General features: G+C 57.1%; 10 protein-coding genes. 4 read left to right on the plus strand and 6 right to left on the minus strand.

What is annotated here, in order from left to right:
* Positions 1-2,267 precede the first annotated feature (2,267 nt).
* Both IVA74_RS39235 and IVA74_RS39240 read left to right on the plus strand, forming a co-directional pair.
* On the plus strand, positions 2,268-2,435 hold the full coding sequence (locus tag IVA74_RS39235; protein ID WP_247353306.1) for a PilZ domain-containing protein: 168 nt from the start codon (positions 2,268-2,270) through the stop codon (positions 2,433-2,435).
* A 284-nt stretch (positions 2,436-2,719) separates the two neighbouring features.
* Complete coding sequence (locus IVA74_RS39240; RefSeq protein WP_247353307.1) at positions 2,720-2,980, plus strand: hypothetical protein; 261 nt, start codon at positions 2,720-2,722, stop codon at positions 2,978-2,980.
* 74 nt (positions 2,981-3,054) lie between these two features.
* On the opposite strand, the gene IVA74_RS39245 is transcribed toward IVA74_RS39240, so the two are convergent.
* The 5 genes from IVA74_RS39245 to IVA74_RS39265 form a co-directional block, all read right to left on the minus strand.
* Entirely contained in the window at positions 3,055-5,259 is a 2,205-nt protein-coding gene (locus IVA74_RS39245; RefSeq protein ID WP_346731003.1) for a DUF4238 domain-containing protein, read from the minus strand.
* A gap of 1,525 nt (positions 5,260-6,784) precedes the next feature.
* Positions 6,785-7,207 carry a hypothetical protein gene (locus IVA74_RS39250; RefSeq protein ID WP_247353310.1) on the minus strand — a complete coding sequence of 141 codons (423 nt, stop codon included), beginning with the start codon at positions 7,205-7,207 and terminating at the stop codon, positions 6,785-6,787.
* A 717-nt stretch (positions 7,208-7,924) separates the two neighbouring features.
* Positions 7,925-8,140: a hypothetical protein gene (locus tag IVA74_RS39255; RefSeq protein WP_247353312.1), complete on the minus strand. Its 216-nt coding sequence runs from the start codon at positions 8,138-8,140 to the stop codon at positions 7,925-7,927.
* 1,265 nt (positions 8,141-9,405) lie between these two features.
* Entirely contained in the window at positions 9,406-9,684 is a 279-nt protein-coding gene (locus IVA74_RS39260; RefSeq protein ID WP_247353314.1) for a hypothetical protein, read from the minus strand.
* Between the two features lie 333 nt (positions 9,685-10,017).
* Positions 10,018-10,272: a hypothetical protein gene (locus IVA74_RS39265; RefSeq protein WP_247353316.1), complete on the minus strand. Its 255-nt coding sequence runs from the start codon at positions 10,270-10,272 to the stop codon at positions 10,018-10,020.
* A 422-nt stretch (positions 10,273-10,694) separates the two neighbouring features.
* On the opposite strand from IVA74_RS39265, the gene IVA74_RS39270 reads away from it, so the two are divergent.
* Positions 10,695-10,901 (plus strand): hypothetical protein, encoded by a 207-nt coding sequence (locus IVA74_RS39270; RefSeq protein WP_247353318.1) that lies wholly within the window; start codon positions 10,695-10,697, stop codon positions 10,899-10,901.
* 440 nt (positions 10,902-11,341) lie between these two features.
* Positions 11,342-12,382 carry an ATP-binding protein gene (locus IVA74_RS39275; RefSeq protein ID WP_247353319.1) on the plus strand — a complete coding sequence of 347 codons (1,041 nt, stop codon included), beginning with the start codon at positions 11,342-11,344 and terminating at the stop codon, positions 12,380-12,382.
* A 217-nt stretch (positions 12,383-12,599) separates the two neighbouring features.
* Here the strand turns inward: IVA74_RS39275 and IVA74_RS39280 are convergent, their stop codons facing one another.
* Positions 12,600-14,114 (minus strand): arylsulfatase, encoded by a 1,515-nt coding sequence (locus IVA74_RS39280; RefSeq protein ID WP_247353321.1) that lies wholly within the window; start codon positions 14,112-14,114, stop codon positions 12,600-12,602.
* Positions 14,115-14,232 lie beyond the last annotated feature (118 nt).

The raw sequence follows: 14,232 nt of genomic DNA on the forward strand, positions 1-14,232 counted from the left end.
GACCAGCTCCGCCGATCGCACGTTGCTCACCCCGCGCCAAACGGCGTAACATCCGCTGAGGCTCTAATCGCCACTGGATGAAACTTCGGAGGCAGGTCAGGGTCCTTTAACCTTCAAACAGTTTTGCTCCGACCGAAATTAATTCGTAACTCGGCAAGGCGAGGAAAATTCCAACCGGCGGCATTGAGGGGCATGTCCGCGACTTGTGGATTGGATCCGCGCTTTCGACTATTCTCGACTGCCCGGAATTGTTGTGCAGCGCAATGCCTGACCAATTCGAAATATTTGATTTTGCCTTACAGCGGCGGGGCCGAGGATGGGCTTGGCGCGTGTGCACCTGCGAAGAGGCGACCGTGATGTCCGGGCGGGAGACCAGCCGCGCCGCCGCCAATACAAAGCGACCAGCGCGCTTTTCCTGATATTGCTCTCGGCTCACTACCGGGCGACGAGATCGAAACTATCCAACGGTGGCCCGGCTCAACGAGCAAAACACTCGCCTAATCAGTCACAGCGCAGGATGGCCTCGTAACACGACGCGTCTTTGTAGAAAGAACCGAGATGGCGCTGAGGCTGATTGAGCAGGGCAAATTGGCCTGAGTTACAATCTAGATCAGGCGGGTGCCGCGGCCGCTGCACGCTCGTTTTCCGAACGTCTGAGTGCGGGATCGGCATCTTGCCGCCGTCAATGTCTATCGTGAAGCAACGACTAACATAGCGCGCAGTTCGCAAGCCGCGCACTCACCCACTACGCGTGACGAAACTTAAACGCGCCTTCACCGACAGGAGTGACGGGTATGATCAGGCTGTTCGCTGCGGCTTGGCGGACTCTAACTCATTGCGAAGTTGGAGTGGCAATCCATCCGCTTTTCCCAAGAACAACCAATCCAGTGTAAGGCCAGGAATCTTTTGCACTAGCAGAATGCCGATGCTTTTTGACAACGGAAAGCCACGTTCGAAATTGTTCCAACGGGGGATTTCAATCCCAATCCGCTTACAAAACGCCGTTTGCGTCCCGGCAACGGCTTTGCGCACGAGCTTAAGCCTTTCGGCTACGTTTTCATACTCAATGGATTACCGGACATTGATTGCTAACCTTGGGCGCTGCGTCGAGGGGAGTCCGAAAGTGTCAGGGTGGGTGCCGACCTGGTTCAAGAGATGAGCCACTGCAGCGCCAGTCTCAGGTACGAGAAAAAATAGCGATAAACGAATAGGCCGAGGGGCGGCCATGCGATGATGCCGATGCCGAGTAGGATTATGATGCCTGAACCGATCAGCATCTCTTTGATTTCGCGGTGCATCGCGTCAGTTTAGGCAATTCTCCGCTATTCCGTCCATTCCCTTAGAGGCAGCGCAAATCCACACCCTTTAAGGGTACGTCGCCTCGACGGTTGCGAATCGTCCAGCTGGCGCGCGCGCAGCACGGCGCCGCACTGCTGAGGAAGGTTGTTGCCGCGGTGAACGATGCAAAGCCGGCGGCTGTTGTGCCGGGGGAGGCCCCCGGCTAACCAACCCATTGCGCGAAGGTGCGTCCGCTGGTGCGGCTCACTCGGCCTCGCTGCTTGCGGAAACGTTGTAACCGACCGTAGACGGCCTGGCGACTGCGACCCAACCGCTCGCCGAGCTCGGTTGCAGTTATGCCCTGATCGAGTAGCGCAAGAAGTTGCGCTTCTTCTTCAGGCGACCACGGACGAATCTCTCGTCGATTGTTAGACATCGATTTCATGCCAGCAAAAGCGCTGCGAACTATCATCGTACTTCACGATCGTAAATGATGAGTTCAGGAGGATCCGTGAACGTCGCCGGACTTGCGCTTGCAAACCAGCTTGCTGGGCTAGGTCGAGCTGCCCACGCGCTTACGGCTGCGGTCAAAGACGCCAATATGAGGAGGGTGTTGGTGCACGTGTAATGCCAACCGAAGGTAGGGCAGTCCAAGGTGCTCGCGTAACGATCTGTAAGTATTAAGCATGCAAAATAGCGCCTTTCTGCGACGTGATCAGTCGGACCAAAGAGATTGCGGTGACCTCAGATAATGATGACGAATTGGCTGTTTTGACGCGAGAGATCGCTGACAAGGCGACCTATGTTCAGAACCAGACGATCCTGGTCGAGGTCCTTGAGCGAGACAGACACGACGTATCCGACCATGAGAGAGAACCAGCCAAAGAGCGGTCGCATTTGGCGACACGGATCGCGAAGCAGTTTAGGTTGCTTGAAATTGCCTCGGCCAGTGAAGGACACGAGACAGCCGCGTCAGCTCAAGGATAATCATGCCGGATCGCCGGAAGATCGATCGTTCGGACGTCGACTTAGTCGCATACATTTTTGGAGATGGCGGCAGCCAACGTTGCCGCGTGTTCAACATCTCGGAGGACGGGGCCGGGATCGAGTTACCGACGAAGCTGCACATGCGTCCCACATTCAAGATGATGTTGTAAAGAGACCGTATCATCAGAGATTGTCGTCTCGTTTGGTCCAGTGATACTCGCATCGGCGTTGTTTTCAAAACGGATTAAGTCGGCTCTGGTAGGTTGGGTACCAGCGGAGGGCCGAGCGGTGCAGGTCGGGTGCTTTTACCACCAGCGTCGAGCGGGAGGTACCAAGCGTCGTTGCTGCGGGTCAACGGCGCCACACGCAAGGGGGCTGTGAAGAGGGCGCCCGGTGATCCGCTTCGCAGGACCCTGTCGTTTTCGACAGGTTCGGGCCATTCCCAGATGCGGCCATGATCACCGCTAAAGGACGAGCGGCTATGCGACGTTACTACTTCCCGATTTTCCACAACGGAGAGACACAGGCGGACGATGTGGGAGAGCTATTTCGCTCTGCTGAATTAGCTCTCCGATACGGCGCCAGTGTTGCTCGGGACATCGCCAGCGATCCCGAATATGACTGTGATGCAGGCACGGTTGTAATCGTGATCGACGCCTCCGGTGCTGAGATCGCGCGGCATAGGGTTGCTAGTGTTGGCGCGGCAGAAGCCTGAATTGCCGACGTGCATTGTGGCCGCGGTGAGCCGCGTTGCCTGGGAAGGTGATCGAGACCGTCAGGCTGGATTCGTCAATCTTGTCGGGAAATCAGGAAGGCCATCGGAACATTGGAGAGATGGTGCTCGGAACTGGACATCAGCAGAAGACGATTGACGTGGTTATGTTGTACGCCGCACGAGGGAAACATGCTGGTAATCTGGGAAGTTATCGGCCATTCCATTTGCTTCCCAAGCGCAGATTGGGCGGTCGAGTGCAGTCTCGAAAACCGCGCGGCTAGGCGATCCTCGACGTTCGGCTTCGGCACACCGCCGTTGTTGACCTTGAGTAGATATTTGAAGATATCGGCCATCAAAGCCGGATAGGCTCGCGTTGCCCCTTCATCCATTGAATTCACGGCATCGACTACCATTGGCGGCATTTTGAACGTAGTGCTGTTAAAACTGGACGAAAGCTTGGAAAGGCGCGCTCCCTTGCCTGCAACAGCGCCTCGGATCTCTCGCCATCGATACGCGCTGTCTGTTAAAATGCTCGACCCAGTAAGCTGAGCAACATAAATCGCAATCTCAAAATTCGGAGTCATTTTCACTAGATTGAGCAGGCCTGTCGCTTGCTCCTGGCCCGCAGCATCGGCGGCTTGTAAGATCGCCAGCGGGTCACTCTCTTTTAAGCGCTGGATGTGGTCGATGACCTTTTCAAGGAGCGGCCTCTTCATGTCAGGCTTAAAGCGCAGCAGTTGCTGGCGCATAACCTCATCGGGAAATGACATGATCATCCGTTGCGTGTCTTCCTCCGCCAGCTTTCGGAGCCGCTCCTCCTCGCTACGATCGTGCAGCGGGTTCCGCGCATTTCGCATTTCGGCCATATCCATCATCTGACGCCGCAAGTGAGCATCGAAGATACAAGGATCTGGGAAGAGGTTGATACGACCGAGATCGATCAATGGAAACAGAGAGAGGAAGATTAAGATGTCCTTCAGAAATTCCTGGCGGTAGGCGCTTGGATTTTCAACCGGGCTGAACTTAGGCTTCACCGTCCCCGCGTGTTGGAATGGGTGCTGTATCAATACAGTTCCGAAGTACAATGCTCCGGTCAAAGCCATCGGAGTGACGGTGCTCGGATGAATGAGGCCCGTGAAGACCGACCGTGGTTCGCCGTCTGGCTTTGGTAGAAGGCTGATTAAATCCGTTTCTAAAGGCCAGAGCGCTTGATACAAAAAATAGACTTCTCGGATCTTGTCGTCGGTGATGCCGCGGCGTACCTCAGACCAGTCCTTAGCATTTTCCAAATCGAGAATCTTCGTGATGCCGATGTAGAGCCGGATGTTTCGTTCTCGGATGCTGAGTTCTGTCCAGCTGGGGCGCAAAAATGAGGGTTTCTTTTCGCAGCAGGCGCCGAAGGCCTTCCCAGAGCCGCAGCCGCAAGAATGCTTTGAGCTTGCCGGAGCTGATTTGTCCTTGAACAGAAAGTCACGTTGCTTTTCGGTCCGGCCGAATTGGTCTTGGTAATAGACGCGGCCATCGGTAAATTTTGCAAACATCTCTCCGCCGAAATGCCAAAGCCCGTCTTCGGGCGGCAGCAATGTTTGTGCGATCGCCTCCCACGGCTCTGCGGTTTGGCTTTCGGGGAACAGCCACTCTCTTCGACCAGCCGCGATGTAACGTTTCGCTCTGGCTTTGATAGCGCGATTCACTCTCAGCACTTCGAAGCGTTGGAGTTTGCGCGCGCGAATGAACGCGTCTGTGCGCACCATCGAATTCCTGAAGTTCTTAGCGAACGTCCGCTTTTCAAGCGGGTCAGTCGAAGCGTTCTCTGCGTATTCGAGATTGGTCAGTATCAAGCAATAGTTTCTCGAAAGGGGAAAAATGGTCTGGGAAGCCTTCAAGGCAATGCTAGGGTCGTCGGGATAGGTGCAGAGCGGTGCGCCTGGCGGACAGGCAAGGTTATATACCGTCACAGGGTGGTCGCTGATGATGAATTTCACATCGCTTTCTTCGGCTGATACAATCTCTCGAACGCCTTCGGTCCAGATTGTGCAATGAAGCGCGCGGATCGCCTGCATCTCAAGCATGAGTTCGTTCTGAGAAGGCTGCGGGTAGTGTCGTCGCAGCCAATCGAGCCCCTTAGGAGTGCGAATCTTCTGGATGTCTACGTATTCGAAGAGAGTTTGGAAGTGGCGATGCCACTCACTGACGTCAGCGCCCTGGAAAGCTCTAATTGCCTGAGAGCCGGCACGATCAATGTCGCCAAACATCTTGCGTTCGATCTCGTCGTTCACTGACGCTCCAAAGAACGTCGAGTAAAGATCTCGCTGCATGAACGCGAGCGAAGTCGGCCGGTGGTCGAACGCATTGAAGGTAATTATTCGGCCGCCTGCGAGCTCCTTTTGGTCTGGCGTCAAATCAAGATAAGCGAGAACGTTTCGCTTCTCCTCAAAAAAGCCCTCTTGGTACCATTGAGGGACGTAGTGATTGTTTCGTGTTTTTGACATAGTGCTCGAATATGATGTGAAAAGCGCAAAGGCATTAAGTTTGCGCTGTCGGAGAATCCGAGGACGGTGCTTGCACTTCAATCCGTAATGCGGACGCGATGGAAGTGAAGAGCTAAGTTGTCTTGAAGCCCCGCACGCCCTGAATTCCTCACCTAACCCTCCTGCCTTCGTAGGTAACAACTGCCACCGTAACGAGAACACAAGGCGCGATGTCGGGGGATTGACATGTGTTTGCCCTTGCGCAGCCGCGATTCAGGCGCGCCCTTCCACGGCGCAATTCAGCGCTTTGCGGAGGCGAGCATGTCCTGTGTCCAAGCATATCGTTCGCATGAGGAGCGTAGCGCGGCCAGACGGAAGTGGATGAACGTCCCTCCCGGAATGACACCCGAGCTTGCCGGCGAGTTCATGCGGCGGCTCAACGCAGGGGAGACGCTTCGAAGGATCACGTCTGGTGACAAGCGATGCGGCCCTGCATTCGTCACCCCTCAGCGTTTCAAGAAGCATTTGCGAGCTGCACCCCGAGTGGGCTGACGAGGCGAGGCGGCTTGCCAGGGCCAATGAACAAGCCGCGGCGCAAGTCCGAGCAACCGTAACGTGGAGGCTCGCGATACAGCGGTCGGCCGACAATCGCCGAACAGCAGAGATGCAAGAACGGCCATATCCGGACGATGGACAATACATTTTATCAGCAGCATCTGGGTTACCTCGTCAGACGCTGCAAGGATTGTATGAAGACCCGTCGTCAACTGCTTATGCCCAGCGCAGAACAGGTGAGATCTTCCATCTCAGTGCTTCATGAGTGCGGAACGCTGAGTTCGGGTCTAACGTCGCAAATGCAGCAAGCGATGAGGAATTTCATGAGGGCGAATCCCAACCTGGGTACTCGGCTGCGTAACCTCTCCGATAAGAATGCATTCGCAAAGCGGAGCGCTACTCAGAGGGCCAGGCGTCGGTTTGCTGCGGCGTCATTGACCCGAAACGAGGGTGAAGATGCCTACGAAGCGGTACGGCAAGCTACCGCCCATCTTTCTAAGTACGAGCGCGGAGACGTCATGTCTCGGATGTTTGTTGCGATAGCGGAGGGGCGCCTCAGGTTGAGTGACGCGAGAGCGCGTGTAGACGAATTCTTGGCTGATCAGCGGCATCGACCTCGGGTATACGGCGATTACAGCCTGAACAGCCCGGTAGGTGACGAGGACGGCGTGACGTGGCTCGACACCAAGACGGATGCGGACCGCCTTTGGGCGTAGGCCCCGGGGCCGCAGGACACGCCTTCCGGCGCCCGCGGCCTTCGCGCGATCGGCGCCCCCGCTCACGCCGGCGGCTTCCCTTGGAATTGGATGTTGCATTTCTTCTGAATGCTCGCCTGCTCGATCGCGACCATTTGGCCTTTCATGTTGGCGAGCTCCGCGGCAGTCTGTTTGTCACCGCCGACAAAAAATGCGGCTGGCCAGAACACGACGATAGCAGCCGCCGTGACCAAGCCGTCTTTCGTCCGCTGGCTGTCTTGGGCGCCGGAAAGGGCGGCCGCTCGCTGCGAAATACCCTGAGCCTCAAGCCCCAGCTGCTGGCAGTTGTAGGATTGGTACACGACCGGCGAAACGTACGACGGCGCGATATCTGACGATGCTGACGCACAGCCAGCCAACGCGGCGCCAAGCGCCACGATTCCTAAATTACGCATTTGAAAAAGCCCCCCGGCCAAAAACAACAGGGCGCACTGAACCTCAACCACTGCGCGAGATCAATAGGTTGCGCGCGTAAAATGCGGCAACTGGGGAAAAATATGCAAAGCTTGTGAACGAGGCCCTCGGTCACGCCAACGAGCTGGTTCATGACGAGCGTGCGGAGGTAGCCGCCAGACGGTCTGCGGTGGTGCTGCAGGCGGCGGAGTAGGCGGCCTGAAACTTCCCACCGTGGGGAATTGGCCCGGCCAGCAATGGGGCGGGCTATTTGCCACAGGGGCGCCAGTACTATTACGGACTCCCATTTTCGGAACGCCGTGTTCTACTGGATGAACACTTGAATGAGATTTAAGCACCAAAGCTATTGGACTGGAGGAAACCGCAGTGGGGCTGGACCGCACTGCGGTTTTTCCCTGTTTGCGACGATCTCGGTACTGGCCCGTTTAGAAGGCTCGTGCTTCATAGGCCTCGTCGGTGGCGGCACTGACGCTCGGCTCCCGTGCCTCGGATTGGGTGCGGACCTCCAGGCACGGGGGGCCGACATTCTGCCGGGGGACACTTAGAGACGACCCCGGCTTCGGTGGGGCTGGAATGGTGGGCCGGGGCCGCTCCGCCGGCTCCGTTGGGCGCGAGCCAGCGACACTCTCGAGCCGATCTGGTGGCTTTCGTTCCTCGCCGGTCCACCTGGGAAATTTAAGGGTGGGTCGCCGGTTCACACTGGCGGGCCTGCTCGTCTGATTCCCAAGCTCACAGCAATCGACTGCGCTCTAGCCGTCTTGGCAAGATACACCGAAGTTGTCGCAAGTGAGAGCGAACGACTCTTTTGCCTTTGCATCCTCGAAGCAGAAGCGAGTGCCGACCTGCGCCTGATCGACCCACCAATCGACGTTACTGCCCTTAGCGATGCGGGAGGCTTCGCTCCGTAACAGGTGCAGTTGTCTTCCCGCAGCACGAACAATCAGGCAATTTTTTTCTTTGGACACAATACCCACTCCAAAGGCACAGGACGCCGAACTCACTGGTACAAAGTACGGCGGCCAGATTGATGGCTTTAGCCACCTCCGGCAGCCCCAGCTCTGGGGCAATGACGGGATTGCGAGCTGGGGCCGGACACGCCCTCGGAGGGGCGCTGGGCAAACGTGGCAACAGCAGCAAGGTGCCAAAGCGCGAAGGGCCGGTGTGGTGAGACAGCGGCCCTCTTTCCGGGTTTCAAATCTTCGAAATGAAATCGCTGTGCCTCCCCAGTTTGCCTACTTTTCCCGGCCTCCTATGTTCCAGCTATCGCATTTGTTAATTCGCCGCGTCGTTAATTGGCAGGTGTTCTGTATCCTTTGGTACTTCACGCTCGGAGAATCTTTGCTACCCTTTCCCTTGGACGTGGCATGGACGGGCTAACGAAAGCGCGCGGGCAGCTAGATCTCCCGGTGTGTCCGAATTGCCGCATCACGATGACATGGTTTCGCTCGGAGTTGGTCCGCGACAACACGGAAGAGACAATCGCTCACCTTTTCGTCTGCCCCAACTGCAAACGCGCACAGCGGAGCGAGGCAAAGTTCACCGCGGTTCCGGTCCCGCCTGACAAAATAGCGTCGCCGCGGTTTCGTGTCGTAAGGGGCGGAAGGTAAGGCGGCCTTCAGTGGGCGCTGCCTCCAAACCGCTCTATTTCGGAGCGCCGGTCTGACTACCCGAACCGGTGGTCTGCTCACTTTCCGGACGGCCGGGAGGGTGAGCAGAAGCGCCCGCGGGTACAGCTTCGTGTTTCCGGATGCGGACCGGGCGGGTGTCACGATCTGAACAATTGCCTTTTCGGCCCCGACGATACCTGGGGAAGTTGGGCTCGCTCCCGCATGATGTAAGTTTCCATGCAAATCCCTAATGATTCGGGGGGGCCGTGGGTACTTTGCTACTGTTACTCGCGGCGTGCGTTGTTGGTGTTCTTCTCCTACTGGCCTTTCGCCGATAGGGCCGACTGCGGACGCAAGAGTTGCCATGAATCCTCAGGCCATGCCGAATTAAGCTTCTTGGCGGGTTGTTTTTGACTGTGCGCGATTGAGCGCGTTCAACTCCATGATGGAGACGAACGTGATCACTTGGCTGCTAGTAATCGTAATCGCGCTCAGCGTTGCAATCCTGATTGCCCACGCTATTGACGCGATACGTTCCTGAAGCTCAGCGCAGCGACGCGAGCTATTGGTTGCCGTGCGTGTGGCCCACTCGCATCAGGCGGCCGGTTCACGCTGGCGGGCCTTCATGCGTTGGCGCCCATCTTGGGAGGGGCAAAGTCAGGCCGGACATCAGCGCCGCGACTACCGCAGCCCTGGCAGACGAAGCGCGGCTCAAGGTCCGATAGCCTCATACTGTCAGGCCATCGGTCGGCCTTGAGAGCAACGTGATGGCCGCAGTGGCAATAGACCAGGACGCCGCGTAGGCCCATCTCGCGCATCTCGCCGAACGTGATCTTTAGCGGCCGGCCGTCAGGGTGCGTAGGGCGGGCGCCTTGTTCAAGGCCCTGCCTCCACGTCCTCATGTGGCTGTTCTTCCCAGACCAACTCGCCGCATTCGCATTCGAAGATCCGGAGGAAGCCGGGTGGCTTTGAGTTCCAAATGCGCTCTATAACCCGTGTCGGTCGGTCGCACTTGGGACATCGGACGAAATTTTGTCTTGATGTCATAGGCACGTCTCGCCACTACGTGGGCAGACTCTGGACGCAGCTTTATGTTCCCAACGAAGACCCGCCGAGTAAGGCAAGGCCGCGCGGCTTAGAGACGACCCCGACTGGATTGCCTAGGGGGTCAAGGCCGGGGCCGCTCCGCCAGCTCGAAGGAGAGAGCTAGCGCGACGGCAAGCCCGGCAGGGATGCTAGGTTCCTACGGTTGTCAGGAGCCGCACATAGGTGCCGCTCTCATGTAACTCTAGCCAGCCCTTCTCGACAGCGCACTTGATGCCGGCGCCGAACTCTGCCCCGCTTGCCTTAAGCGTGTAGAGGAAGGGGTAGTTGATCTTCTCGATATGGATTCTGCCGTCCTGTACCGCCTCGATGCCCGAAGCCAGCTGAACGAGCTGACGCGCGGCGACTTCCGGATCGGCAAAAGGGCGTTCGGTGACGTGTTTCATTCCTAGAAAACCTTGAACCTATTCAACCCGCCGGGTACCGGCTCGCCGCTGCGAATAGCTTCGAGGCCTAGACGCTCCCAAACCGTGGGAAGATGCGGTGGGCGTGGCGGCATCACTTCCTCGCCTTGTGCTCAATCTCGACGGCGCCGCGGATGAGACCGGGAGCCTCCTTGAGATGTAGAGCTGCTCTCTCTGCTCGAAGAGCAGAAATTCTGCAGACAAGTCTTTCAACCGTGATCTCATCGGTCGGATGAGCATCTGAGATCAGATCTTTGCACATGGCAATGCGGTCATCGATGGCGCCGCAAAGCTCGCACGTACTCCTCTTACCTCGCACGGACGAGAAGATCGATCCACATGAATGCCTCCTCCTGAACGATAGGAAGGCACGGCTCATTTAACGACCGCCCGCTGGCCGGGATATGGAGGACGACCACGACGGCGCGGAGCCCCACGAGGACTCAGAACCGAGCCTCGGTTGGACCTCCACCACGAACCAGACCGCGCCAGCTTGGACGGCCAACTACCTTGGCGCCGTCGACCTGGAGGAGGGCGTTAAGCCGGTGAAGAAGAAGCGGCCGGCGTCGAGGACGGGGAATCGGGTGGTGGTCGGTGCCGAGGCGTTCTGACGTCAGCCGCTCCACGAGAAACGGGCCGACACAATGTGCCGACCCGTTCCCCAATAAAGCGCATTTCTACGTGCGGTAGTCGCCGACAGGTATCTCTAACCGATTCCCACCCGACTTGTATAATGCACCGTCAGCTAACCGCCAAGCCACCTGCCGGAGCCCGCGTCAGCAACGGCGCGGGCTTTTTCTACGGTAAGCTCCAGATCGTGGGTAGCATCATGGGTCAAATTGCAAGACGACAAAAACATTAGCAATATCAATCATATTAGGCGGACACCCCTTCCGCCAGTCAAGGCTAAAAAGTCTTTTATTTCTAGGGGTGGCCGTTTCACTAACCAAATGGCTCTCACCAATTGGCCACGCTTGTGGACAAGTATAGTGTAGTGAAACATGCTTGCAACTTTTGAGCGCGTCGAGTATCTCGGCGCGGGGGAATTTGCTTGCTCAAGCTGCCGGAAAGTTTGGCGGATGTTCTAACGTTTGACGTTGACACGCTTTCCGTGTCCGGGCGCGAGAGTAAGCACCGCGAATTCAAGGTCGACTTCGCCCAGAAAGACAAGTCTGACTACACGAAGGCGCTTGCGGCTTTTGCTAACGCCGACGGCGGTATCATCATATTTGGCGTTCGAGATCGGCCACGAGAAATCGTTGGCATCAAGGAGGTGATCGACGAAGCCCGGTGGGCTGATCGCCTACGGGAAGATTTTGCTCCCGAGATCGTTTTTTCCACGCGTACCTACGAAATAAAAGGAAAGATCCTTCTGGCAATCGGCACCAATGCCTCGCCCCATAGGCCGATCATCGCCAAGATCAACAGGTCCAAGAAATCAGCCGATAAGGACGGCAAGCCGATCATCACTGAGTCGATCCGCGAGGGCACAATTTATTATCGCTACGGAGGTCAAATCCGACCGATTGGGTACACCGAGCTTTCCACGATGCTAGCTGACCGTGAGCGAAACCGCATCAAGGCGATGATGGAGAACCTGAAGGTCGTCGAGAAGATCGGCATTCAAAACGTCGGCATTGTCGACATGAAGGAAGGCTCGTCGCACCTCTATTTGTCGAAGGAAACCGCTAGGGGACTGTCGTTCATTGACCGGGGCCGGTTCGTTGAGGAGGACGGCGCGCCGGCCTATGTCGTTCTGGGCAACGTCGACCTCAATCAGGTTATCCACCGCCCTTTAGAGGATGAGGACAAAAATCTTCCGATGGAAGTGGCCAAGCATCTGAAGCCAATTGTCCAAAAAATCTACGGGATCGAAATTCCCTTTTCGCCGGGCCAAGTATCTCAAATTCTGCGTCATCTGGGTGTGCTGGACGACAACACTCATTCGATCTGGGAGAAGAAATTGCGGCGCCGGTATATCACCCGCAAAGGCATCGAAGCGATCGAGGCTTTCGTCCTGGCGGCGCCTCTGGAAGCACTGCGGGCGTTTGGGTCAAAGGCGGTGATCGCTCAATACGAGGCGCTTCCCTAGCTATCTTGGATCGATGGCATTGCGTTCGAATTGACGATTGGTTAGCGGCGGTGGTGAGCGACGCGATTTCTCCAAGTGGCTCAACGCAGATTGCGGATGACGTTTCCGCCACTCGTCCGCTCTAGCGCGCTTTCCAGACATATCGGGCTCAACGTCGAGAGTCCGTAAAGGGCCAGACGCGGACATTTCGCTACGGCGCAGCAACGTGGGATATCAGTTAGCCACCACTGCGAAATTGCGTGATGTTCGGCGGGGGCGGATTTGGATATCTCTTGATCGTTGCCATGTACTCATCGACAGTTTTGAGCGCTGGACCCGATACCCAGCCAAACATTGCCGCTACAATGAGATCCTCGTGTGGGTCCATTTCAATGTTGTAAATCTTCGGGTAGCCGGCCATCGGAGCGCTGGCGGAGAACATACCGGGCTGCCGCTGCGGTCCAATGCCGGTCGGATGTACGTCAGTGAAGTAAATGCGCCACTGCTTCCAACGCGAGGCGACGAGGTCTCCGCCGATAAAGCTCAACATGCTTTCGCGACGCCCTAGGGCTGTGCTGCCGAACAAGACGTCGGTTTGATCGACGCCGTCAATCGCTCGGTCTGTTGGCATGGTGCCACCGACAATGTGGGCGAAGGTCGGCAGGAAATCCATGATCGAGAACATGGCGTATGTGGTTGTGCTCGGCTTGACCTTGCCGGGCCAACGGATGATTGCTGCCGTCCGTATCGCTCCTTCCGTCGCTTCGCCTAACTCTCCGCGAAACGGACCGGAATTTCCCATGTCCGGCGTCCCCTGGTTGCCATGTTCGCGTGCAGTTTGCCCTTGCGGGCCGTTATCAGAGGCGAAGACAACGATGGTATTGTCGTCGACGCCAAGTTCCTTCAGCGTGTCGAGGATCTGGCCGACGTGGTAGTCCCCTTCCATTATCTTGTCGCCGTAATTGCCGATCCGCGACTTGCCCTTGAACGGTTGCGAAGGCAGGTTCGGGAAGTGCCCCATCGAGAACGGCAAGTACAGGAGAAAGGGCTTCCCAGCGGCCTTCTGACGCCGCATGAAATCGATTGATTTATCCACCAACTCATCGTCGATGTTGGCGCGCACGTCCTCCGTAAATGGCTTCACCGTCTGCAACGGGCCGCCTGCCTTCGCCTCAACAATCTGCGGCCCCGTTCTCAGTAACGCTTCGTACGGCTCATTGCTGGAGTGCGTGAGGGCGATTGTCGCTGGATATGTTGCTGCATCCCAGCTGATATCGGGCGGAATACCGTAGAACTCATCAAAGCCGTGCGCGGTCGGCAAACTCTGAGGCGCACTTCCAAGGTGCCATTTGCCGAAAATCGCGGTGGCGTAGCCAACACTTTTGAACAACTCGCCCATGGTGAAGGCGTTGGCGGGAAGCGTATAAGGACTGCCCTCAATGGCGATCAGCGACAGACCGTTGCGGATGGAATATTGCCCGGTCATGAGCGCCGCACGGGAGGGGGTACAGGCTGGTTCCACTAGGAATTGCGTGAGACGCAATCCCTCCTGAGCCAGTGTATCAAGCCGCGGCGTCGGAGCCCCGCGCAACTCGCCACCGCCATATGACCCAAGATCGCCGTAGCCGACGTTATCGGCGAGAATGAAAACAACGTTCGGCCTATCGCTTTGTTGCGCAAAGGCAGTTGCCGAACCCATCAAAGCAACTAGCGTCACCGCTGAAGCGCAGCGCCTTAAGGCTGTGATTTTCATTGCGATAGCCTCCATAAGCCATACCGGCCGAAGCGTAGCCGCCGCATTCAACCTTCTCAAGTATATCTGAACGGACGCGCAGTGCTAATTTGTCCGCTCAGGGTCACAAGCCGACTTC

The sequence above is a fragment of the Bradyrhizobium sp. 132 genome, assembly GCF_023074185.1.
Taxonomy (GTDB): Bacteria; Pseudomonadota; Alphaproteobacteria; order Rhizobiales; family Xanthobacteraceae; genus Bradyrhizobium.

What these genes read in the sequence shown, in the direction of transcription:
- IVA74_RS39240 (WP_247353307.1), top strand. Translation starts at nt 2,720, where the DNA reads ATGATCACCGCTAAAGGACGAGCGGCTATGCGACGTTACTACTTCCCG.
- IVA74_RS39270 (WP_247353318.1), top strand. Translation starts at nt 10,695, where the DNA reads ATGGAGGACGACCACGACGGCGCGGAGCCCCACGAGGACTCAGAACCG.
- IVA74_RS39235 (WP_247353306.1), top strand. Translation starts at nt 2,268, where the DNA reads ATGCCGGATCGCCGGAAGATCGATCGTTCGGACGTCGACTTAGTCGCA.
- IVA74_RS39260 (WP_247353314.1), bottom strand. Translation starts at nt 9,684, where the DNA reads ATGAGGACGTGGAGGCAGGGCCTTGAACAAGGCGCCCGCCCTACGCAC.
- IVA74_RS39265 (WP_247353316.1), bottom strand. Translation starts at nt 10,272, where the DNA reads ATGAAACACGTCACCGAACGCCCTTTTGCCGATCCGGAAGTCGCCGCG.
- IVA74_RS39280 (WP_247353321.1), bottom strand. Translation starts at nt 14,114, where the DNA reads ATGAAAATCACAGCCTTAAGGCGCTGCGCTTCAGCGGTGACGCTAGTT.